Source organism: Stenotrophomonas sp. YJH_SMC_40 (genome assembly GCF_059368615.1).
In genome coordinates this window covers 72,928-95,101 of sequence record NZ_JCAFRX010000014.1, presented here as the reverse complement: position 1 = coordinate 95,101, position 22,174 = coordinate 72,928, and the positions used below count along the sequence as shown (strand labels likewise).

Below are 22,174 nucleotides of genomic sequence, written 5' to 3'. Positions count from 1 at the left end.
CTTGGCGGCCTGATCGACCGTGTTGAGCTGGCCGACATTGACTGCATCGGTCGTTTTCACGCCGGCCGCGACGTTGGCGATCTGGCTGCTTGCCTGCCCATCATGGGCGGCATCGTAGGCGCCCAGGTCTTCGTTCCAGCGAAGGCTGTCACGCGCCAGGCCGTCGACGCGGTCATTGACCGTGCCGATGTTCTGATTGAGCGCGCTCAGCGCGCCACCAACGTTACCGTGCTGGGTCACCTCGCCAACGCTGCCATCGGCATCGATGGCAGCCACGCCATAAGACGGCGCAGACACGCTGCCGTCGGCGTTGGCGCTGGCGCCGCCGCCCAGGGCATTGGCCACGGACTGGCCCGCGTCCTTGATCCGGCCGGCGACGGTTTCCTGCGGGCCGATACCCGCCAGCTGCGTGCTGGCCGAACCGGCTGCCGCCTTCGCCTCGTTGGCGGTGACCTGCGCCGCGTCCGCCGCACGCTGCGCATTGCCGGCATCGGTAGCCGCCGCAGCAGCAGCATTCACCGCCGAATCGGCGGTTGCCTGTGCCTGGTTGGCCGCAGACGCCGCCCCGTCGGCCGTGCGCTGTGCACCATCGGCCGCAACACCGGCCGCGTCGGCCGTAGACTGCGCGGCCTGGGCCGCCGACTGCGCCGCCTTGGCGGCCTGATCGACCGTGTTGAGCTGGCCGACATTCACTGCATCGGTCGCTTTCACACCGGCCGCGACGTTTGCAATCTGGCTGCTTGCCTGCCCGTCATGGGCGGCATCATAGGCGCCCAGGTCTTCGTTCCAGCGGAGGCTGTCACGCGCCAGGCCGTCGACGCGGTCATTGACCGTGCCGATGTTCTGATCGAGCGCGCCCAGAGCGCCGCCAACGTTGCCGTGCTGGGTCACCTCGCCGGTGCTGCCATCGGCATTGATGGCAGCCACGCCATAAGACGGCGCGGACACGCTGCCGTCGGCGTTGGCGCTGGCGCCGCCGCCCAGGGCATCGGCCACGGACTGGCCCGCATCCTTGATGCGGCCGGCGACGGTTTCCTGCGGGCCGATACCCGCCAGCTGCGTATTGGCCGCACCGGCTGCCGCCTTCGCCTCGTTGGCAGTGACCTGCGCCGCGTCCGCCGCACGCTGCGCATTGCCGGCATCGGCAGCCGCTGCGTTAGCAGCACTCGCCGCCGAATCGGCGGTTGCCTGTGCCTGGCTGGCCGCCGAAGCCGCGCCGTCGGCCGTGCGCTGCGCACCGTCTGCCGTAAACTGCGCGGCCTGGGCCGCCGACTGCGCCACCTTGGCAGCCTGATCCACCACGTTGAGCTGGCCGACATTCACTGCATCGGTCGTTTTTACACCGGCCGCGACATTGGCGATCTGGCTGCTTGCCTGCCCATCACGGGCGGCATCGTAGGCGCCCAGGTCTTCGTTCCAGCGGAGGCTGTCACGCGCCAGGCCATCCACGCGCTCATTGACCGTGCCGATGTTCTGATCCAATGCGGTCAGCGCGCCGCCAACGTTACCGTGCTGGGTCACCTCGCCGATGCTGCCATCGGCATTGATGGCAGCCACACCATAAGACGGCGCAGACACGGTGCCGTCGGCGTTGGCGCTGGCGCCGCCGCCCAGGGCATTGGCCACGGACTGGCCCGCATCCTTGATCCGGCCGGCGACGGTTTCCTGCGGGCCGATACCCGCCAGCTGCGTGCTGGCCGAACCGGCTGCCGCCTTGGCCTCGTCGGCGGTGGCCTGCGCGGCGTCCGCAGCACGCTGGGCAGTGGACGCCGCCGACCCGGCGTCCTGCGCGGTGCGCTCCACCTCCCGCAACTGACCCACGTTCACGGCGTCCTGCGTGCCGGTTCCTGCAGCAACATTGGCGATTCGATTGGCTCCGGGGGCAGCGCCTTTTTGGGCAGAGTACGCACCTTCGGTCTCATGCCACAGCAGTGCATTGTCGAACAGCACGCCTAGTGCGCCGTTTATCTTGACCATCTCCCCATCCAACGCGTCAATGGCGCCGAGCAGCGACGTCGGCTGCGCCGCCGGGACGGTGACGTCATCGGGTTGTCGACCGAGGCTCTTGAGCGCCAGCTGCGGCAGAGAAAGCCTGCCATTACCATCCACTTGTGTACCTGGACCGATTGCCGCTGCCACCGTTGCGCCATCGATGCCCTTGGGCAGTTTGTTCAGGCGATCCTCCAGCTCGGCGTCCTTGGCAGCCAGCGCTACGTCCTTCTGACCCAACTTATTGATTTCCTGATACGCGGCAAACAGCTGCGAGCCATTGACGGCGTCGTAGCTGGTCGCATCGAGCACGCCCGGAGCGACATTGACGAGCTGTCGGGATACGGCTTCGCTGCCCACGCTGACGACGCCATTCACATTCGCTTCTGCAAGGCCCGGGGGCAGGAAGTTGTAGCGTGTGCCATTGAGGTCCGTCGGCGAAACAACGCGATGCGGAGCAGTCCGCGCAGCCGTACCGAGCGCAACGCTGTTGAAGTGTTCGGCCACCGCCCCGACGCCGATCGCGACCGTGTCGGCGGCGTTACCCCGTGAATCCTTGCCAATGGCAACTGCATTGTTCATCCCGGCGCTGACCATTGCGCCGCTACCCATCGCCAGCGATTCCAATCCAATCGCCTGAGCACTCGCACCGATCGCCACGGCTCGGCTGGCATTGTTGCCGGTTCTCGCGCCATACCCGACCGCCGTGGACTGCTCGGCCCGTGCGATCGTGTCACGACCAATTGCGGTAGTGCTGTGCCCATTTGCTTGAGCAAAACGCCCAACTGCTGTTGCGGAGTGACCGCCGGCACCGATACTGGCACTGCGGCCCACTGCAGTCGAGAGCGGGGCTCGCGCTCTCGTGCTAAGTCCCAAAGCCAGTGCTTCCGTGTGCTCGGCCAACGAGTTGTTACCAATTGCCAAGGCGTTGCCGGCAGCGCCGGTTTCCGCGTCCCTCTTCTCAGCGGAGTCCGCTTTGGCACCTTCACCAATTGCCCAATCGTTAGCGTTAGTCGCCGTAGCATTGAGACCAAATGCAAGGCTTTTGACGTCGATCCTGGCAAGACCAGTCGGGTTCAGGCTGACTTTTCCATTGACCCATAGATCCCCACCCAAGCCGAGTGATGTTGCTCCCACGCCATCCACTGCCGCCGGACGATAAAACAGTACTCCGTTGGGTGAGTTCGGAAAGGCACCGCATTTGGGATCGGTGTCCTTGAAATTGATGTTGTTGTTCAGCAGCTGCGTCTGGGTCTGTGTAAAGGGGCTCCATCCCGGCTCGTTGATGCTCACGCATTCGCCATCGGAACCCGAATTGATATGGATACCATTACCTGCCAGCACCTCGGTCGGCAGCCCCATCATTGCGGCAACCACCGCAGCACCGAGCAGGCTTCGGTTGATCGGCCCTGCGGAAACCGTGGCACCACGGCTGGTACCCGAACCCTGGCGCGACGCCAGCTCGGACGCTACAACCAGCCTGCCCAGCGCCTTACTCCAGACTTTGCTGAAAATTCTGTTCATGTTATGGATCCTTATCTATCGAAACGTTGACCGGGCACGCGCGGCCTGGCGAAATCGGGACGCGCACCCGCCCAGCCGCGCCGCTCGGCGCGGCATCGGGACAGGAACGCTTCAAGAGGATCGGACTGGAGCCTTGGCGGACCGTCCGGGTGCGGCCGGGATCAGTCCGGCGGCGGAACCGGACAATCCTGCCCGTCGAGCAACAGCAGTCGCCCGCTGGGGCGAGAAGACATCGCTTTCATCTGTCAGTCCGTGTGAATGAGACAAAAGGCACATATCGAGTGCCATGGAACGGAATGCTAGGAACCGCAGGCCAGCGCGACATCTAGGGCCCGCTCATTCGTTCTCATTCCATCTCATTCGAAATTTTTCCCAGACTTTTCAATGTGTTGCTAGCGAAACAGGCAGCACAAAGAACATCAGGAAACGGCGCCTCGCCGCTGCTGCCGCCATTCACTGCGGGCCCGGCTGCGCTCTACATGGGCGCGCAGCGCCGCACCCAGGGGGCTGTTCACCCCGAGTCCATCACAAACGTCGGCCCAGTACCCCAACTCCGCCCAGCGGACATAGCGGACATAGATCGGACGCCACGGCCCGGCCTCTTCGGGGATGCTGGCCCAGGGGGCATTTCCCCTCGCAACCCAAAGTACGGCCTCGATGAATTGCCGATAGGCATCATCCCGGCGGTGGACGCGTGCGCGCAGCGGGAGGGCCAGGTGACGTTTGACCTCGCTCCATTGCAGTTCGCTCATGCGGCTGCTGGCAAGCGGATGTGGCTTCATGGTTATGGACAGGTAGGAAGGGCCGCGACGACCCCATGGTCGACGGCGCGCGTGCACGCTGCACGCTGCACGGCGCGTCACCCTAGGTGAAGATCGCGGCAAGGCTCAATTACGCCCGTCTCATTCATTCTCAATTTCGCCGGTGCGCCGGTCTGTACACCGGCACAGGTCAGCCGGCCATGCCCGATCTGCACGAACAGCAGGTCCGGAAGGCTTGAATCGAGCCTCGGCCTCGCCGTTGCGAGCGGACGCTCCAGTTGAACAGGACGCGGTACTTCCCCTATGTTGCAGCCCAACAGGGCATTGGATCGCCCTGCTTCCAGCGCAGCCGGACGTCGGGTAGCTCACCGCCGTGCTGGCCGCGCCCATTCGCGCCACAACCGCCATGGGATTGGATCCCATGATTGTGAGAACCCTTGAAGCACACCGCACTGATCGCCCTTACCCTCGGCCTGCTCGCGCCGTTGGCCGCCCATGCCGCGCAGGATCTCCCAACGCTCTACCAGGCCTTTGAAGAGGCCGGCAATTCGTCACTGGGCATGGACCAACTCAACCAGACGGTGACATTCACTGCCGTAGCACTGAGCGTTTCCAGCAACCTGGCGGGCGAGCCACTGATCGAGGCCGGCGATGACCAGGGCAATGTCCTGGCCCGGCTGACCAGCGACGACGAACAGCAGGCGGCCAAGCTGGGCGCACTGGAAGAAGGCGCGACTTTCACCGCCAGCTGCACGCTGCAGTTCAGCTCGGGCACCGATTACCTGTCCTTCGGCGATTGCGCCGTCAAGTAAAGCTGAAGCCGGCAAAATGCCGGCTTCATTTCTTTGCCTCTGTAGCGTCGAGCCATGCTCGACTCATGCATCATCACGGCCCCGTAGGAACCGGACCATAAATGTTCTCCTGCGGCGTGCCCGGCAGCAGCGCGAAGATCAGGATCACGATGCCCCCACCCGGCACCAATGCCAGCAGGTACAACCAGCCCGACTGGTTGCAGTCATGTAGGCGGCGCACGGTCACGGCGATCAGTGGCACGATCGTGGCCAGCCACATCACACACAGCAGCACCACCATGCCGATCAGGATGCCAGCCAGTGCATCGGCACTGTTGCGCAGGAGGATCGCCAGCACGCCAGCCAGCAGCATCACCGCGGTTGCGACCAGGAACAGGAACAGCTGGTACATCCAGTATTCGCGGCGGTTGGCGCGGCCCTCGAACTGGGCGTAGCGCTTCAACGGCAGAATCATTTCCTGCACGGCATCGATCCTTGAAAAAGTAGCCGCGCAGTGTGCCAAATGAACGCGTGCAGGACAATGTAGAGCCAAGCCATGCTCGGCTGTCAGGAGCCGTGAAGTGCTGCGAAAAGCAGTCGAGCATGGCTCGACGCCACATGAACCGGGTCAGCGGCCCTTCGCGGCCCTTGCCGCCTCACGCTCGGCGCGCAAACGATCCAGCTTTTCCTTCAACTTGATTTCCAGCCCGCGCGGCACCGGGTTGTAGTACACCCGTTCGCCCATCGCATCCGGGAAACCGGTCTGGTCGAGCGCGATGCCACCCTCCGCATCGTGGTCATACTGGTACTCGGCGCCGTAGCCCAGTTCCTTCATCAGCTTGGTCGGCGCATTGCGCAGGTGCAGCGGCACTTCTTCTGTGCCGCTCTCGCGCACATCGGACTTGGCCTGGTTGAAGGCCGCATAGCCGGCATTCGACTTCGCCGTGCTGGCCAGATAAAGCACCAGTTGGGCGAACGCGAGTTCGCCCTCCGGACTGCCCAGTCGCTCATAGATGTCCCACGCTTCCAGCGCCATGCTCTGCGCACGCGGGTCGGCCAGGCCGATATCCTCGATGGCCATGCGGGTCAGCCGGCGCGCCAGGTAAGACGGATCGCAGCCGCCATCGAGCATGCGGGTCAGCCAGTACAGTGCGGCATCCGGGTTGGAACTGCGTACCGACTTGTGCAGTGCCGAGATCTGGTCGTAGAACTGCTCGCCGCCCTTGTCGAAGCGACGGGTGCGATCGGCCAGCACCTGGGTCAGGGTCTGCGGCGTGATGCGCCCACCCTCCCCGCCCGCCAGCTCGGCGGCGATCTCCAGCAGGGTCAGCGCACGGCGCACGTCGCCGTCGGCGGCGGTCGCAATTTCCAGCAGCAGCTCGGGAGCGACCTCGATGTGCTCTTCACCCAGGCCGCGTTCGCGGTCACCCAGCGCACGCTCCAGCGCCTCAACGATGTCTGTGGGCGAAACGCCTTCCAGCACATGCACGCGGCAACGCGACAGCAGCGCCGAATTCAGCTCGAAGGATGGATTCTCGGTGGTGGCACCGACGAACAGGATGGTGCCGCGCTCGATATGCGGCAGGAACGCATCCTGCTGCGCCTTGTTGAAGCGGTGCACCTCATCCACGAACAGCACGGTGCGGCGGCCTTCGGCGAAGCGTTGCGCGGCCTCGGCCAGCACCTGGCGCACCTCCGGCAGGCCGGACAGCACGGCAGAGATGGCGCGGAATTCCGCATCAGCGTACTCGGCCAGCAGCAGCGCCAGCGTGGTCTTGCCGCAGCCCGGCGGCCCCCACAGGATCATCGAATGCACGCGACCGGATTCGACCGCGCGGCGCAGCGCACTGTCCGGCGCCAGCAGGCGCTTCTGCCCGACCATTTCGTCCAGGGTGCGAGGGCGCATGCGCTCGGCCAGCGGGCGCATGTGTTCCCGATCGACGCTCAGCAGATCGGGTCCGGGGAATGAAGTGGAGCGATGTCTTGGCACCCGGTCATTGTACCGCGCCGCCAAACGGTAGCGCCGGGCCGTGCCCGGCGGGTGGGACGCGATGTCTGGTAGTGCCGGCCGCTGGCCGGCAGATCAACAGCGTGTCAACCAAGGTTGACACCCACCAAGGCGGTGCCGGTTGGCACCCACCAGAGCAGGTAGGGCCAGGCCATGCCCGGCGACCACCATCAATTACCGATGACGTCAGTGCCCTTCGGCGGCGTAAAGCTGAAGGTGCCGGCGGCGAAGCCCGGGTTGCGCTTCCAGCCACTGAAGCTGATCACGGTACGCTGGCCAACCGCATCGGTGATTTCCATCTTGGCCAGCCCCTGCGCGTTGAAGCCCAGCGCGGCGTACTGGAAGCTGGCTTCGGTCTCGCGCTTCGGCGACAGCGACAGCCACTGCAGGCCGTCGCGCTGCGCGGCCTCTTCGCTGACGTCGTACTGCTGCTCCAGCAGCGCCGGATTGATCAGCGCGGTCAGCGGGCTGTTCTGCTCTTCCTTGCCCTGCTCGCGCACGGTGGCCTGCTCCAGGTCCGGCTCGTACATCCAGACCTTCCTGCCGTCGGCCACGATCAGCTGCTCGTGCGGGCGCACGTATTCCCAACGGAACAGGCGCGGCGCCGACAGCGCCACACGGCCACTGGTCGATTCCTTCACCTTGCCACGGCTGTCGAACACCTGCTGGCTGAACTGGCCATCCAGGCCCTTCAGGCCGCTGGTGAAGGTCTTCAGGTCGTCGCGGGCGCCAGCCCAGGCGCTGCCGGCGGCGGCGCAGGCCACGGCCAGGGTGGTGGTGGCAAGGAAACGGCGGAAGCGGAAGTTCATGCGGGAATCCTGTAGGCGCGGGCGCTAGGAAAGGTGGTTGCCAGTGTGCCCGGGGAAAGATGAATGGGCGATCAGGGCGACATTATGCCGCCCTGAACGTCCATCGGCGATTCAGCCACCGGATCCCGGCAGCTTGCCGTACAGCACCTGGCCGCGGAAGCCACGCCGCACTTCGCGATACAGCGCGCGGAACGCCGGATAGTCCTGCGGCTGGCATAACGCCTCTGGCCCACGCACTGCATTCTGCTGCAAGCGGTGGTGCACGATCACCTCCTGGCCCTCGCGACTCCAGTCCACCCGGTACTCGCCGGCGGCATTGGCGAAACGCTGGCTGGCCGGGATGGCGATGATCGGCGCATTGGCCGGGAACTGCAGGCGATAGGTTTCCTCGCGCAGGCTGGCATTGCAGTAGAACGGTGTCTCGTTGGCCGGCGCCGAGGCGGTGGCGTACAAGCCACGCACCGATTCGCCACCCGGCGGGTCCGGCACGGCCATGCCGCCGGCCACGCTGAAGTCGGCGTAGTCCTCGGCCTGGAACGCCATGCGATAGCCAAACGGCCGGGTCAGATCGACCGGCACGCCCTGGATCTGCAGCTGCCCTCGCCCATCGAAACCGGAGGCGGCCATGATCTGCTCTTCAGCGCGCGCACGGTTCTGCGCGTTGAGCTGGGAGAACTGGGCACGCATGCCGATCTCGGCGTTCTCGCCCAGTTTCGGAATGGTCTCGCCGCGCAGGTTGCCGTTGGCGTCGAAGGTGAAACGTACTTCCATCGAGGTGGCGTTACGCTCCGGCGTGTTGGCCGGGGTGCGCGCCAGCGTGGCGTCACGGGTACGCATCACCGGCGCACCCAGATCACCTTCCGGCAGCTGACCGAAGCGCGCCCACGCGGTGGTCGAATCCAGGTACAGATCAAACTCGGGAATGTAGGTGATGGCGTGGTTGAAGCGGCCCAGCACCGGAATCTTCGGCAACGTCGGGCCACCGCCCGCACCGATCAGCACCGGCGAGCTGGCGATGCCCTTGGCCGCCAGCAGCGCCTCCAGGATCGTCACATGGTCCTTGCAGTCACCATAGTGGTTGTCGAGGATGCTCTGCGCGCTGTTCGGCTCCAGCCCGCCATTGCCCAGGTACACCGCCACGTAGCGGATGTTCTGCGCAACCCAGCGATACAGCGCATCAGCCTGCTCGCGGCGGTCGCTGATACCAGCGGTAATCTCATCAGCCAGCGCCTGCAGCGCCGGGGTCACCTCGGCCGCCGGGCCCGCCTTGAGCTGGTAGGCGCGACCCATCTGCGACCAGTCACGATAGGTACTGGCCATGATGTTCGGGCCGAACTCCCAGCCCGCCGCCGACCAGTTCTGCGCCGGCATCGCCTCGCGACGCTGGTAGCGCCAGCGCCACTGCGCCTGGCCATTCTTCACCGTCGGCCGATCGCTGCCCTGCACGCCGCGGCTGTCGATGAACATCGGCAGGTTGGCCGGCGCACTCAGGGTAACTTCGGCGTCCTCGTACTCGGTGAACACATTGAAGGTCTCCCACAGGCCGAAATAGCCCGGGAAGTACGGCGTGGCCTGGGTGCGGCGCACCTGGTAGTACAGACGGGTGCCCGGGGCCAGGTTCGGGAACACGATCACCCGCACCTTGCGGTCGGCATACATCGCCGCCGAGGCGCTGGAGTAGCTTTCCTGGGTGTAGATGCGGTCGGCCGGCACGTCACGGCGCTGGCCGTCGGCGGTGATGGTGTAGGCGCCAAGCACCTCCAGGGTTTCCATCTTCTCGCTGTAGCTCAGCCGCACCTGGCTGAACTGCTCGACCGAGGCCTTGGTCTTGAGCAGCACTTCGTAGGTTTCGGTCTGCACATTGCCGGCATCCGGCCGCACCTGGTAGTCGGCGCGGTAACGGACAATGCTGAAGTTATTGCTGGCTTCGGTATCGCCGCTGGTGGAAGGCGGCGCCGTGGCGGGCGCGGAGGTGGCGGTGTCTGCCAGTGCCGGGCCGGCAGCCAGGAAGGCTGCCAGCGCCAGTGCCAGCGCGCTTGGTACGGGGTGAAGCATGCGTCGGTTCCTTGGACGTCGTGGGGGATACGTCGGGTCTTACTTCGGCGGCGGCGGTGCCAGCACCGTGCGGTCGCCATTGTGCTCGGGCGGGCTGACCACGCCGGCCGCTTCCATGGCCTCGATCAGTCGCGCTGCACGGTTGTAGCCGATCTTCAGCCGGCGCTGCACGCCGGAAATCGATGCACGGCGGGTCTCGGTGACCACCCGCAGTGCTTCGTCATACAACGGGTCGGACTCGTCGCCGGACGAACTGTTCTCGGGCAGGCCGGTGGCGCCGACGACCACGCCGTCGCCCATCGTCTGCACTTCGTCCAGCACGCCGTCCACATAGTCGGCAGGGCCCATCGCCTTGAGGTGCTCGACCACGCGATGCACTTCATCGTCGGACACGAACGCACCATGCACGCGCTCGGGCAGCGCGGTGCCCGGCGGCAGGTACAGCATGTCGCCGTGGCCCAGCAGTGTTTCCGCGCCGGACTGGTCGAGGATGGTGCGCGAGTCGATCTTGGAGCTGACCTGGAAGGCGATACGGGTCGGGATGTTGGCCTTGATCAGGCCGGTGATCACGTCCACCGACGGGCGCTGCGTGGCCAGGATCAGGTGGATGCCGGCCGCACGCGCCTTCTGCGCCAGGCGCGCGATCAGCTCTTCCACCTTCTTGCCGACGATCATCATCATGTCGGCGAATTCGTCGATGAAGATGACGATGAACGGCAGCGTTTCCAGCGGACGCGGTGCCTCGCCGAGCTCCGGGTTCGGCTTGAACAGCGGGTCCATCAGCGGCTGTCCTGCGTCCTGGGCTTCCTTCACCTTCTTGTTGAAGCCGGCCAGGTTGCGCACGCCCACTGCGCTCATCAGCTTGTAGCGGCGCTCCATCTCGGCCACGCACCAGCGCAGGCCGTTCGCGGCCTCCTTCATGTCGGTGACCACAGGTGCCAGCAGGTGCGGGATGCCCTGGTAGACGCTCAGTTCGAGCATCTTCGGGTCGATCATCAGCATCCGCAGGTCTTTCGGCGAGGCCTTGAACAACAGGCTCAGCACCATCGCGTTGACCGCCACCGACTTGCCCGAACCGGTGGTACCGGCCACCAGCAGATGCGGCATGCGTGCCAGGTCGGCCACGGTCGGGCGACCGGCGATGTCCTTGCCCAGCGCCAGGGTCAGCACACTGGCCGACTTGTCATATTCCTTCGAGCGCAGCAGCTCGGACAGGAAGATCATCTCGCGGGTGACGTTGGGGATTTCCAGGCCGATCACCGACTTGCCCGGAATGACGTCGACCACGCGCACCGACTTCACCGACAAGCCGCGCGCGATGTCCTTGTCCAGCGAACTGATCTGGCTGACCTTGATGCCCGGTGCCGGCTCGATCTCGAAGCGGGTGATGACCGGGCCGGGATTGGCGCCGACCACCTGCGCATCGATGCGGAAGTCCTTCAGCTTGAACTCGATCTGCCGCGACAGGGTCTCCAGCGTCTCTTCGTCGTAGCCCTTGGGCTGCGGCTTGGGATCATCCAGCAGTGCCAGCGGCGGCAGGTCCGAGCCATCACCGTTGACGCCGCGGAACATCGGAATCTGGGTATCGCGCTTGGCCCGATCGCTCTTCTCGATCACCGGCTCCGGACGCGGCTCGATCTTCACCGGTTCGCGCTTGGCGCGCACCTCGGCGTCGGCCTTGCGCACTTCCTGGCGCTCCTCGCGCATCACCCGGGTCTGCTTCCACTCGGTGACTTCTTCCTTCTTGCGTTCCAGCAACGGCGCCAGCGACATCACGCCACGGCCGATCTTCTCCATCACCGTGAACCAGGACAGCCCGGTGGCCAGGGTGATCGAGGCCAGCAGCAGCACCAGCACGAACAGGTTGGCGCCCAGCGCGCCGAAGCCCACCGTAAGCGAATTGCCCACCAGCTTGCCGAGGATGCCGCCGGCACTGGAGACGTCGCCACTGAACAGGCGCACGTGCAGGAAGCCGGTGCCAGCGATGAGGAAACCGACCAGGCCGACCAGGCGCAGCGCAGGATCCAGGTCGTTCTCGCCCTTGCTCTCGCGCTTGAGCCCGAACATGGCGATCCACGCCAGCGCGCCGAGCACCACCGGCAGCAGGAAGGCGATGTAGCCGAACAGCTGCAGCAGCACGTCGGCGATCCAGGCCCCGGCGCGGCCACCCAGATTGTGCACCGGCGCGACCACGCTGCCGGTATGCGACCAGCCCGGATCAGTCGCTGAATAGGTGAAAAGACTGGCCGCCAGGTACAGCAGGGCCGGCGCGATGGCGATCAGGCCCAGATCGCGCCAGAGACGCTGGCGGCGTGGATTGTCGGTCGTCGCCGCCGCGGCCGTGCGACGTGACGCCTTGCTGTCGTCGGACTTGGAGCGTTCGGGGACCTGCTTCGCCACCTTAGACCATACCTTTGGAATGCGCTGTTAGTGATTGATAATAAATGAGACGGCGTCAGTTTTCAGTTATGCGACGTCCGGCAGGCCAATCCGGGGGCCGAAACCACTGCTGGATGACGGCGTTCCGTTCATCGGCTTGAATCGCCCTGCCCCAGCCGCCACTCTATGACCAGCCAAGGATGCTGCGCAAACATCGCCAGCGCCTTGTCCCATCTACCTTTTCGCGAGTTTACATGAGCACCAGCCTGCCCTCCCGCCACCAGCGCCTCGTCATCCTCGGTTCCGGCCCGGCCGGTTGGACCGCCGCCGTCTACGCCGCCCGCGCCAACCTGAAGCCGGTCGTCATCACCGGCCTGCAGCAGGGCGGCCAGCTGATGACCACCACCGAGGTGGACAACTGGCCGGGTGACGCCCACGGCCTGATGGGCCCGGACCTGATGGCGCGCATGCAGGCCCATGCCGAGCGCTTCGAGACCGAGGTCATTTTCGACCACATCCACACCGCCGACCTGTCGCAGCGTCCGTTCAAGCTGATCGGCGACAGCCACGAGTACACCTGCGATGCGCTGATCATCGCCACCGGCGCCACCGCCAAGTACCTGGGCATCCCGACCGAAGACGAGTTCAAGGGCCGCGGTGTGTCCGCCTGCGCCACCTGTGACGGCTTCTTCTACCGCGACCAGGACGTGGTCGTGGTCGGTGGCGGCAACACCGCCGTGGAAGAGGCCCTGTACCTGTCCAACATCGCCCGCAAGGTCTACCTGGTCCACCGCCGCGACACACTGAAGGCGGAAAAGATCATGCAGGACAAGCTGTTCAAGAAGGTGGCCGAAGGCAAGATCGAGACCGTCTGGCACCACCAGGTGGAAGAAGTGCTGGGCAATGATGCCGGCGTGACCGGCGTGCGCGTGAAGTCCACCCTGGACGGCAGCACCCGCGACATCGACGCCCACGGCTTCTTCGTGGCCATCGGCCACCACCCGAACACCACCCTGTTCGATGGCCAGCTGGCGATGAACAACGGCTACCTGGAAATCCGCTCGGGCCTAGGCGGCAATGCCACCCAGACCTCGGTGGAAGGCGTGTTCGCCGCCGGCGACGTGGCCGACCAGCACTACCGCCAGGCGATCACCTCGGCCGGCTTCGGCTGCATGGCCGCGCTGGATGCCGAGCGCTACCTGGACGCACAGGGCAAGGCCAGCTGAGAGGCTGACCCGCTCCTGTAGGGCCGAGCCACGCCCGACTCCGGATGAAAGGCCGACGCCAGTGCGTCGGCCTTTCTGTTTCATCTGCCCTATCCTTCCCTCATGCCTTCCCCCCGCTTCCTCGACTCCCTGCAGTCCATCCCCGCCACCGACTGGAATGCCCTGCACGACGGGGAGAACCCCTTCGTCAGCCACGCCTTCCTCTCAGGCCTTGAACAGCACGGCTGCCTGCGCGAGGACTGGGGCTGGCAGCCCCGGCACTTCACGCTCTGGGAAGGCGACAGCTTGGTCGGCGCCATTCCGGGCTACCTGAAGACCAATTCGCACGGCGAGTTCGTGTTCGACCATGCGTGGGCCAACGCGTATGCCCGTCATGGCCGCGACTACTATCCGAAGTGGCTGGGCGCGGTGCCGTACTCACCGGTCACCGGCCCGCGGTTGCTGGCCCGTCACGATTCAGATCGCGCCACCTTGCTGCCGGCATTGCGCGAGACGCTGCCGGCACTGGACGTGTCCTCGGCCCATATCAACTTCCACACCGCAGTGGACGAGGCGCTGTTCGGCGATGACTGGCTGCTGCGCGAAGACGTGCAGTTCCAGTGGCAGAACCCGGGCGATTGGGCCACGTTCGAGCAGTTCCTTGGCGCGATGAACCACAAGCATCGCAAGAACATCCGCCAGGAACGGGCCAAGGTCACCCGCCAGGGCATCACCTTCCGCGTGGTGCACGGCGATGAAGCCAGCCGCGCCGACCTGCAGGCAATGTACCGCTTCTATCTGCAGACCTTCCTCGAATACGGCAACGCTCCGGCGCTGACCGAGGCCTTCCTGCGCCATCTGGCCATTTCATTGGGTCGCGGGCTGGTGCTGTTCCTGGCCGAACAGGACGGCGAGCCGATTGCCGGCGCGCTGTGCCTGCGCGGTGGCGACACCCTGTACGGCCGCTACTGGGGCGGCGCCACCCTGCCCGGCCTGCACTTCGAGGCCTGCTACTACCAGGGTATCGAATACTGCCTGCGCGAAGGGCTGACCCGATTCGAACCGGGTGCACAGGGCGAGCACAAGCTGGCGCGGGGCTTCCTGCCGACGCTGGTGCGCAGCCGGCACTGGGTGGCCGATGAGGATTTCGAAGAAGCACTGCAGGACTGGTGCCGGCAGGAACGGCGCGATGTGCGGCGCTACCAGCAGGAGCTGCAGGGGCATGGGCCGTTCCGCATAGAGCCGTAGTGCCGAGCTGGCTCGACTGGCGCGGCGCCGAGAAGCGTGCCAACCAAGGTTGGCACCTACCAGGGCAGTGGGGCGCGCCAACCAACGTTGGCACCTATCAGGACAATGGCGAGGGCGCTGTGCTCAGGTGCACTGCCAGAAGTGCCCGCTCACCCGACACGTCGCGCACCAGAACGTATAGAGCATGCCGCCGCTGCCCCACAGCAGCGTGCCCTCACTCGTGGTCGGCAGCGTCGAATCCAGCTGCATCACGAAGGACATCTCCTCGCCGCAATCGATGCACGCCGGGTACCAGGCACTCTGCACCCAGCTGGGCGCGCCGCCCACGCGCGACAGGTTCTGCCGATGGTTGGACTGGCCCCAGTCCTGCTGCTGCCACCGCATGGTATCCATGGCGACCAGGCCGATCTCGGCACGCATCAGGTCGCCGCTGTCGATCGGCGTGGCCGGCACCTCCAGACGCTGGCTTGGGTGGCAGCTGGGCAGGCCGACGGCATCGTGGCGATAGAAGCGCACGGGCGGGTCTTCCCAGCCGCAGCAGTCCAGACACAGGCCCAGCGTGATCTCACCCGCCGCGCCCGGCTGCAGCGCGGCAGCGTCAGTTCGCATCAGGCGCTGCAGCGGTGCATGGCAGCTGCCACACAACGCTTCCAGCGGCCCTCCCATCTGCCCCGCATGGTGCACCTGCCCACCGTTCCAGGTCGGGTGCAGACGCCAGATACGCTTGCGCCAGCTCGGTTCGTCCGCCTGCTGCGCGCGATGCTGCTCGCGGCCAAAGCGGATGTGCAGCGGCCGCTCCCCATGCAAGCGGCGCGGCAGCGGCCCATCGGCCACGCCGGCCCAATGCGCCCAGACCTCAGCATCCAGCGCGCCCCAGTCAGCAAGGTACCCGCGGGCAACGGCATAGCTCTCGGGCTGCGCCGCGAGCAGCAGCGCCCTGGCCCGCGCCATTTCGCGATCGTCATCGGCTTCGGCCAGAATCTGCGCCCACTGCACGGCAGTGGCAGACGGCAGGCCCCGCCACACCTGCGAAGCCAGCTGCAGCTCATTCTCACTGGCAATCGCCAGCAAGGCCTCCCAGTCGTCCTGCAGCACCTGCGGCGCCTGGTAGCTGGCGAATTCGATCACGCTGGCCAGCAGCTCACCGCGCTCGCCATCACGATAGCGACGCCAGGCCTCGGCACAGACCGGCGCAACCGCTTCGTCGGGCAGCAGATCCAGCGTCATGTCGAGAAAGGCCGAGCTGGGTGAACGCCGGGCAAGGGCCAGCCGCATCAGCGCACCGAGCTGACCCGGCTGCTCAGTCGCCAGCGCCAGCGCCAGCAGCATGCCCTGGCTGTCGTTGCACGTGCGCGGGTTGTCGTGCACATCGAGGATGGCGGTGATCGCGTCACTCATGCGTGGGCTCCTTGCCGTTGGACACTGATGTTGCCAGACATCAGCGGTCACCACGGCGAATACAATGAGGGCATGACCCGCCAGCTGCCCTGGCGCCTGGCTGATGCGCCGGACGCCCCCTTTCCTCCAGCCGAGACCGCGCTGCGCCAGCCCGACGGCCTGCTCGCCGTCGGCGGCGACCTGCACCCGGTGCGCCTGCTCAATGCCTACGCTGGCGGCATCTTTCCGTGGTTCAGCGAGGGCGAGCCGATCCTGTGGTGGTCGCCGGACCCGCGCATGGTGTTCCGCACCGAGGGCGTGCATCTGTCCAGCCGGTTCCGCCGCCAGCTACGCAGCAGTACGTGGGAGGTCACCGCCGACACCGCCTTCAGCCGCGTGATGCGCGCCTGTGCGGCAGCACCGCGGCCCGGCCAGGACGGCACCTGGATCAGCCCGGCGATGGTCGAGGCCTACGGCCAGCTGCACGACCTGGGCTTTGCCCATTCGTTTGAAGTCTGGGACCGGCAGACCCTCGTCGGTGGCATCTACGGGGTGGCAATCGGGTCGATGTTCTTCGGCGAAAGCATGTTCAGTGGTGCCAGCGGCGGCTCCAAGATCGCCCTGGCCGCCTTGGCATCCACCCTGCATGGTTGGGGCTGGGAACTGATCGATGCCCAGGTGGAGAATCCGCACCTGCTGCGGATGGGCGCCGAGCACCTGCCGCGCGCGGAATTCCTGCAGCACGTGCGCCGGGCCGTGCGCGGTGACGGCCGGGAAGGCCCGTGGACCCAAGCGGTTGGACGCCTGCCAGCACGGCGTTTGGCCGGGGGTTAACACAAACTTTGCAAGCTGGCGCCGTCACGCGTAAAATACCGCGCCTTAGGCCCAGCGTGGCCGTTTTCTGAACCGCACAGGACTACATGTCGAAAGACGATTCCATCGAGTTCGAGGGCACCGTCAGCGAGACGCTGCCGAACACCACTTTCCGCGTTCGCCTGGAAAATGGGCACGAAATCATCGCCCATATCTCCGGCCGCATGCGCAAGAACTACATCCGCATCCTCACCGGTGACCGGGTCAAGGTTGAAATGACCCCGTATGACCTGACCAAGGGTCGTATCACCTACCGCATGAAGTAAGCGGTCGGCGCTTGGCGCCACTCGAAAAGGCCAGCCCTGGTTGCTGGCCTTTTGTCATGCCCGGAATCCGGCCCTGCCGGAGGTCACCGTGACCGAGCTCACCGTGGCGTCGGTCAGCCCCGCTTGCGGCAGATTCGCGCCTGCAGCCGCCGCGGCATCGTGGGATCCGATCCAGTCCGGATCGCCACCCCCTCCCGATCATGAACGCCCTGCTCCCGCACGTCCTGCTGCCGGCAGTTCTGCTGGTCAGCCTCCCCCTGGCGGCATTCGCCGCTGAACCCAGCAAGCCCTCCAACGCGTCCGAGTGCATTGCCCTCGGCGCCAATCGTGATATCCGCCCCTCCAGCACGGAACGCGAGGTGCTGCTGCGCGACGGTGACAACCACTATCGGGTGCACCTGCAGAAGCGCTGCCTGGGCGCTGCCGCCTCGGCCAGCTATGTCTTCTTCACGCCCAGTACCCCTGAACGGATCTGCGGCGATGCCCGCAGCACACTGAAAACCGACAGCAACCACTGCACCGTGACCCGGATCGAACCGATCGATGCGGCGACCTTCAGGCGGCTGGCGCAGCAGGGGCGTTGAGTTGCAGTGCATGCGACAAGGGCGGCCGAAGCCGCCCTTGTCATTTCCAGTCTTTCACGCCAGGCCTGCGGCGTCAGCTCATTCCACCGTGACCGGCAGCAGCCGCTCCGGCTCGGCCTGGGTCTCGACCACCAGCTCGTCGTCGCGCACGTCGATGCTGACCTTGCCGCCGTTGACCAGCTTGCCGAACAGCAGTTCGTCGGCCAGCGGACGCTTGATCTTGTCCTGGATCACGCGGGCCATCGGACGGGCACCCATCAGCGGGTCGAAACCATGATGGGCCAGCCAGTCGCGCGCGGTCGGGGTGGCCGACAGGCTGACGTGCTTGTCCTGCAGCAGCATCTCCAGCTCGATCAGGAACTTGTCGACCACGCGCAGGATGTGCTCGAAGCCCAGCGCCTGGAACTGCACCACCGCGTCAAGACGGTTGCGGAATTCCGGGGTGAAGCTGCGGCGGATGGTCTCCATCGCGTCGGTGGCATGGTCCTGCTTGGTGAAGCCGATCGACCGCCGCGAGGCCTGCGCGGCGCCGGCATTGGTGGTCATCACCAGCACCACGTTCTTGAAGTTCGCTTCGCGACCGTTGGTATCGGTCAGCACACCGCGGTCCATCACCTGCAACAGGATGTTGAAGATGTCCGGATGCGCCTTCTCGATCTCATCCAGCAGCAGCACGCAATGCGGCGTCTTGACGATCTTCTCGGTCAGCAGGCCGCCCTGGTCGAAACCGACGTAGCCCGGAGGCGCGCCGATCAGGCGGCTGATCGAATGCGGCTCCATGTACTCGGACATGTCGAAGCGGACCAGCTCGATGCCCAGCTGCAACGCCAGCTGCTTGGTCACTTCGGTCTTGCCGACACCGGTCGGGCCGGCGAACAGGAAGTTGCCGATCGGCTTTTCCGGGTTGCCCAGGCCCGAACGGGCCAGCTTGATCGCCGAGGACAGCGTCTCGATGGCCGGGTCCTGGCCGAAGATCACCATCTTCAGATTGCGCTCCAGGTGCTGCAGCACATCCTTGTCGGTGGCACTGACCTGCTTGGCCGGGATCCGCGCCATCTTGGCCACGATCGCCTCGACCTCCTCGACGTCGATCAGCTCCTTGCGCTGCTCCTCGGGCAGCAGGCGCTGGCGGGCACCGGCCTCGTCGATCACGTCGATGGCCTTGTCCGGCAGCAGGCGGTCGCCGATGTGCTTCACCGACAGGTCCACTGCGGCCTGCAGGGCTTCGTCGGAATAGGTCACACCGTGATGCAGCTCGTACTTGGACTTCAGGCCCTGCAGGATCTCGTAGGTCTCGCCCACCGTCGGCTCGACGATGTCGATCTTCTGGAAGCGGCGCGCCAGCGCGCGGTCCTTCTCGAAGATGCCGCGGTATTCCTGGAATGTAGTCGAGCCGATGCAGCGTAGCTCGCCCGACGCCAGCGCCGGCTTGATCAGGTTGGACGCATCCATGGTGCCGCCCGACGCCGAACCGGCACCGATGATGGTGTGGATCTCGTCGATGAACAGCACCGCGTTGGGCACCTTCTTCAGTGCCGTCAGCACGCTCTTCAGGCGCTTCTCGAAGTCGCCACGATACTTGGTACCAGCCACCAGTGCGCCCAGGTCGAGCGAGTAGATCACCGCGTCGGCCAGCACGTCGGGCACCGAGCCTTCGATGATGCGGCGGGCCAGGCCCTCGGCGATGGCCGTCTTGCCTACGCCCGCCTCACCGACGTACAGCGGGTTGTTCTTGCGGCGGCGGCACAGGACCTGGATGGTGCGCTCGATCTCGTCGGCACGGCCGACCAGCGGGTCGATGCGACCTGCCCGGGCCTGGTCGTTGAGGTTGCTGGCGAATTCGGTCAGGGCATCCCCCTTGGGCTCGCCCTCCCCGCCTTCCATGCGGCTCTCGCCCTCCGGGGACGAAGACGACTGCTCGCCTTCATCGCCCAGCTTGGCGATGCCATGGGACAGATAATTGACCACATCCAGCCGGGTCACATCCTGCTGGTTGAGGTAATAGACGGCGTGGGAGTCCTTTTCGCCGAAGATGGCGACCAGCACATTGGCGCCGGTGACCTCCTTCTTGCCCGAGGACTGCACGTGGTACACGGCCCGCTGCAGCACACGCTGGAAGCCCAGGGTCGGCTGGGTGTCGCGGCCATCGTCTTCCGCCAGGCGGGACACGGAGGCCTCGATGGCCTGCTCCAGCTCCTGGCGCAGGCGGTCGGCATCGGCACCACAGGCCTTCAGTACGGCCTGGGCTGACGGGTTGTCGAGCAGTGCCAGCAGCAGGTGTTCGACCGTCATGAACTCATGCCGGGCCTCACGGGCGCGCTTGTAGCACTGGCCGATGGTGTGTTCGAGGTCTTTGCTGAACATGGATTACTCCGGCGGCAGATGGGGACAATATGCGGCCTGACTACGCGATTTCCATCACCCTAGCGGATTGCTGCGTTCAGATGGCGTTAGCAGTACAGATCGCTTGATCTTCATTCACTCCAGGACAGCCCACCCAGCATGAGCGAACCCTACCTGAGCCGCTGGCGATTGCGGCGTGATGGCCCGGCCATCCGTACGCCCCACGCCCGGCTCTGGCCGGTGCTGACCGCTGCGGACGAGCCAGCGATGCTGAAGATCAGCAGCGAGACCGAGGAGCAGAACAGCCATCGCCTGCTACGCTGGTGGAACGGCGATGGCGCCGCCCGCCTGCTGGCCCACGAGGGGCCTGCGATCCTGATCGAGCGTGCCCGCGGTGACTCGCTGCGGCAACGCTCGATCGAGGGCGACGATGACGCCTGCACCGCGATCCTGTGCCAGGTCCTGCAGCGGTTGCACCGGCCACGGGGCGCGCCGCCAGCGGAACTGGTCTGCCTCCGTAGATGGTTCGCCGACCTGCTGCAGCCAAGGGCCGCGCTGCCGCCACTGCTGGAACAGTGCAGATCACTGGCGGTGGCCCTGCTGGAAGAGGAACAGGAAATCCGGCCGCTGCACGGCGACCTGCATCACGACAATGTGCTGGACTTCGGCGCGCGCGGCTGGCTGGCGATCGACCCGAAGCGGCTGCTGGGCGATCGCGCCTTCGATTACACGACACTGTTCAGCAACCCGGACCTCTGCGGCCCGGGCATCCACGTGGCCACGCGGCCGGAGCGGTTTGCCGCCCGGCTGGAACAGGTCAGCGCGCTGGCTGGGCTGGAACGGGCGCGCCTGCTGCGCTGGATTGCCGCCAGCGCGGCACTGTCGGCCGTGTGGTTCCGGGACGATGGCGACCCCGCCGACATCGACGAGGCGGTGGCGCGGATGGCGCTGGAGGCGCTGGCGGAGAGGTGAGACCCGCGCTTGGTAGGTGCCCACCTTGGTGGGCACACCCATCCGGGATCGATGTGCCCGGACGAGAACCGGCAGCCGGTCAGGCCTTTTCCATCGTGCACAGCAGCGGGTGCTGGTTCATCCGCGAGTACTCGTTGACCTGGGCGACCTTGGTCTCGGCCACTTCGCGGGTGAACACCCCGCACACGCCGCGGCCGCGGGTATGGACGTGCAGCATCACCTGCGTGGCCTTGTCCAGGTCCATGCTGAAGAACTGCTGCAGCACATCCACCACGAAATCCATCGGGGTGTAGTCGTCATTGAGCAGCATCACCTGGTAGAACGGCGGCGGCGCCACTTCCGGGCGCGCGGCCTCTACGGCGACGCCGTGCTCGTGCTGGGAATCGGGGGAAGACTCATGGGGCATCGGGCCATTATAGAGGCTCGGGCGCGCCTGCGTCGGCCTGCCGCGGATTGGACGGCACGCACGCCCACCGTCACAATTGCACCCTCTCTCAACACTGTTTCACAGGATCTTCATGAAAAGGACCCTTCTCCCCGCCCTCCTGATCGCTCTGGCTGCCACCGGCTCCGCTGCCGCCGCAGACGCCGACAAGGCCGTGGCCCGCCATCTGGACAAGCTGGGCTACACCTACGAAGTCGATGAGGACGGCGACTACCGCATGGTCTTCGACGTCGAGGGTGACCGCACCCAGATGGTCTACGTGCGTTCGTCGGTGGAAGATTTCGGTACCCACAACATCCGCGAGATCTGGTCGCCGGCCTACAACGCGAAGACCAAGCAGTTCCCGGTGGCCGTGGCCAACCGCCTGCTGGAAGATTCGCAGGATGCCAAGATGGGCGGCTGGGTAAAGCAGGACACCACCGCCATGTTCGTGGTCAAGATCGACGCCGATGCCACTGCCGACCAGCTCAGCGACGCCATCGATGCGGCCATCCGCACCGCCGACGCCATGGAGCTGGAACTGACCAAGAAGGACGAGTTCTGAG

At 65.8% G+C, this 22,174-nt stretch carries 18 protein-coding genes; 8 read left to right on the top strand and 10 right to left on the bottom strand.

Going from position 1 to position 22,174, the window contains the following annotated elements; translation table 11 throughout:
- Positions 1-3,513: ESPR-type extended signal peptide-containing protein (locus AC5P6X_RS20420; RefSeq protein WP_495215588.1), on the bottom strand; the 3,513-nt coding region annotated here is incomplete at its 3' end.
- 419 nt (positions 3,514-3,932) lie between these two features.
- Positions 3,933-4,265: a transposase gene (locus tag AC5P6X_RS20415; RefSeq protein ID WP_049448143.1), complete on the bottom strand. Its 333-nt coding sequence runs from the start codon at positions 4,263-4,265 to the stop codon at positions 3,933-3,935.
- A 446-nt stretch (positions 4,266-4,711) separates the two neighbouring features.
- On the opposite strand from AC5P6X_RS20415, the gene AC5P6X_RS20410 reads away from it, so the two are divergent.
- Positions 4,712-5,086 (top strand): hypothetical protein, encoded by a 375-nt coding sequence (locus AC5P6X_RS20410; RefSeq protein ID WP_329755688.1) that lies wholly within the window; start codon positions 4,712-4,714, stop codon positions 5,084-5,086.
- A 73-nt stretch (positions 5,087-5,159) separates the two neighbouring features.
- Here AC5P6X_RS20410 and AC5P6X_RS20405 read toward each other — a convergent pair whose 3' ends face one another.
- The 5 genes from AC5P6X_RS20405 to AC5P6X_RS20385 form a co-directional block, all read right to left on the bottom strand.
- Positions 5,160-5,549: a DUF805 domain-containing protein gene (locus tag AC5P6X_RS20405; RefSeq protein WP_049448147.1), complete on the bottom strand. Its 390-nt coding sequence runs from the start codon at positions 5,547-5,549 to the stop codon at positions 5,160-5,162.
- A gap of 144 nt (positions 5,550-5,693) precedes the next feature.
- Positions 5,694-6,992, bottom strand: coding sequence for a replication-associated recombination protein A (locus tag AC5P6X_RS20400; protein WP_005413290.1), 1,299 nt, complete (start codon positions 6,990-6,992; stop codon positions 5,694-5,696).
- Positions 6,993-7,243: 251 nt separating this feature from the next.
- On the bottom strand, positions 7,244-7,882 hold the full coding sequence (lolA, locus tag AC5P6X_RS20395; RefSeq protein WP_024958744.1) for an outer membrane lipoprotein periplasmic chaperone LolA: 639 nt from the start codon (positions 7,880-7,882) through the stop codon (positions 7,244-7,246).
- 111 nt (positions 7,883-7,993) lie between these two features.
- A complete protein-coding gene (locus AC5P6X_RS20390) occupies positions 7,994-9,937 on the bottom strand; it encodes a DUF3857 domain-containing protein (RefSeq protein ID WP_005409602.1) in 1,944 nt (647 codons plus the stop codon).
- A 39-nt stretch (positions 9,938-9,976) separates the two neighbouring features.
- The gene (locus AC5P6X_RS20385) at positions 9,977-12,337 is read right to left on the bottom strand and encodes a DNA translocase FtsK (protein WP_005413288.1); all 2,361 of its coding nucleotides are present in this window, start codon (positions 12,335-12,337) and stop codon (positions 9,977-9,979) included.
- A gap of 233 nt (positions 12,338-12,570) precedes the next feature.
- Between AC5P6X_RS20385 and trxB the strand changes: the two genes are divergently transcribed.
- Positions 12,571-13,542: a thioredoxin-disulfide reductase gene (gene trxB / locus AC5P6X_RS20380; RefSeq protein ID WP_005409600.1), complete on the top strand. Its 972-nt coding sequence runs from the start codon at positions 12,571-12,573 to the stop codon at positions 13,540-13,542.
- Positions 13,543-13,644: 102 nt separating this feature from the next.
- Complete coding sequence (locus tag AC5P6X_RS20375; RefSeq protein WP_329755687.1) at positions 13,645-14,769, top strand: GNAT family N-acetyltransferase; 1,125 nt, start codon at positions 13,645-13,647, stop codon at positions 14,767-14,769.
- A gap of 123 nt (positions 14,770-14,892) precedes the next feature.
- Here the strand turns inward: AC5P6X_RS20375 and AC5P6X_RS20370 are convergent, their stop codons facing one another.
- On the bottom strand, positions 14,893-16,167 hold the full coding sequence (locus AC5P6X_RS20370; RefSeq protein WP_329755686.1) for a hypothetical protein: 1,275 nt from the start codon (positions 16,165-16,167) through the stop codon (positions 14,893-14,895).
- 72 nt (positions 16,168-16,239) lie between these two features.
- On the opposite strand from AC5P6X_RS20370, the gene aat reads away from it, so the two are divergent.
- From aat to AC5P6X_RS20355, 3 genes are all read left to right on the top strand, one after another.
- A complete protein-coding gene (gene aat / locus AC5P6X_RS20365; protein WP_032966047.1) occupies positions 16,240-16,980 on the top strand; it encodes a leucyl/phenylalanyl-tRNA--protein transferase in 741 nt (246 codons plus the stop codon).
- Between the two features lie 86 nt (positions 16,981-17,066).
- Positions 17,067-17,285: a translation initiation factor IF-1 gene (infA, locus tag AC5P6X_RS20360; RefSeq protein ID WP_005409596.1), complete on the top strand. Its 219-nt coding sequence runs from the start codon at positions 17,067-17,069 to the stop codon at positions 17,283-17,285.
- 200 nt (positions 17,286-17,485) lie between these two features.
- Positions 17,486-17,869 carry a hypothetical protein gene (locus AC5P6X_RS20355; RefSeq protein WP_032966709.1) on the top strand — a complete coding sequence of 128 codons (384 nt, stop codon included), beginning with the start codon at positions 17,486-17,488 and terminating at the stop codon, positions 17,867-17,869.
- A gap of 78 nt (positions 17,870-17,947) precedes the next feature.
- On the opposite strand, the gene clpA is transcribed toward AC5P6X_RS20355, so the two are convergent.
- Positions 17,948-20,233: an ATP-dependent Clp protease ATP-binding subunit ClpA gene (gene clpA / locus AC5P6X_RS20350; protein ID WP_005409594.1), complete on the bottom strand. Its 2,286-nt coding sequence runs from the start codon at positions 20,231-20,233 to the stop codon at positions 17,948-17,950.
- A 138-nt stretch (positions 20,234-20,371) separates the two neighbouring features.
- On the opposite strand from clpA, the gene AC5P6X_RS20345 reads away from it, so the two are divergent.
- The gene (locus tag AC5P6X_RS20345) at positions 20,372-21,184 is read left to right on the top strand and encodes an APH(6) family putative aminoglycoside O-phosphotransferase (protein WP_329755685.1); all 813 of its coding nucleotides are present in this window, start codon (positions 20,372-20,374) and stop codon (positions 21,182-21,184) included.
- A 79-nt stretch (positions 21,185-21,263) separates the two neighbouring features.
- Here the strand turns inward: AC5P6X_RS20345 and clpS are convergent, their stop codons facing one another.
- Positions 21,264-21,590: an ATP-dependent Clp protease adapter ClpS gene (gene clpS, locus AC5P6X_RS20340; RefSeq protein WP_005409592.1), complete on the bottom strand. Its 327-nt coding sequence runs from the start codon at positions 21,588-21,590 to the stop codon at positions 21,264-21,266.
- A gap of 112 nt (positions 21,591-21,702) precedes the next feature.
- Here clpS and AC5P6X_RS20335 point away from each other — a divergent pair, with 112 nt between their 5' ends.
- Complete coding sequence (locus tag AC5P6X_RS20335) at positions 21,703-22,173, top strand: hypothetical protein (RefSeq protein ID WP_005409591.1); 471 nt, start codon at positions 21,703-21,705, stop codon at positions 22,171-22,173.
- Position 22,174: the final 1 nt, after the last annotated feature.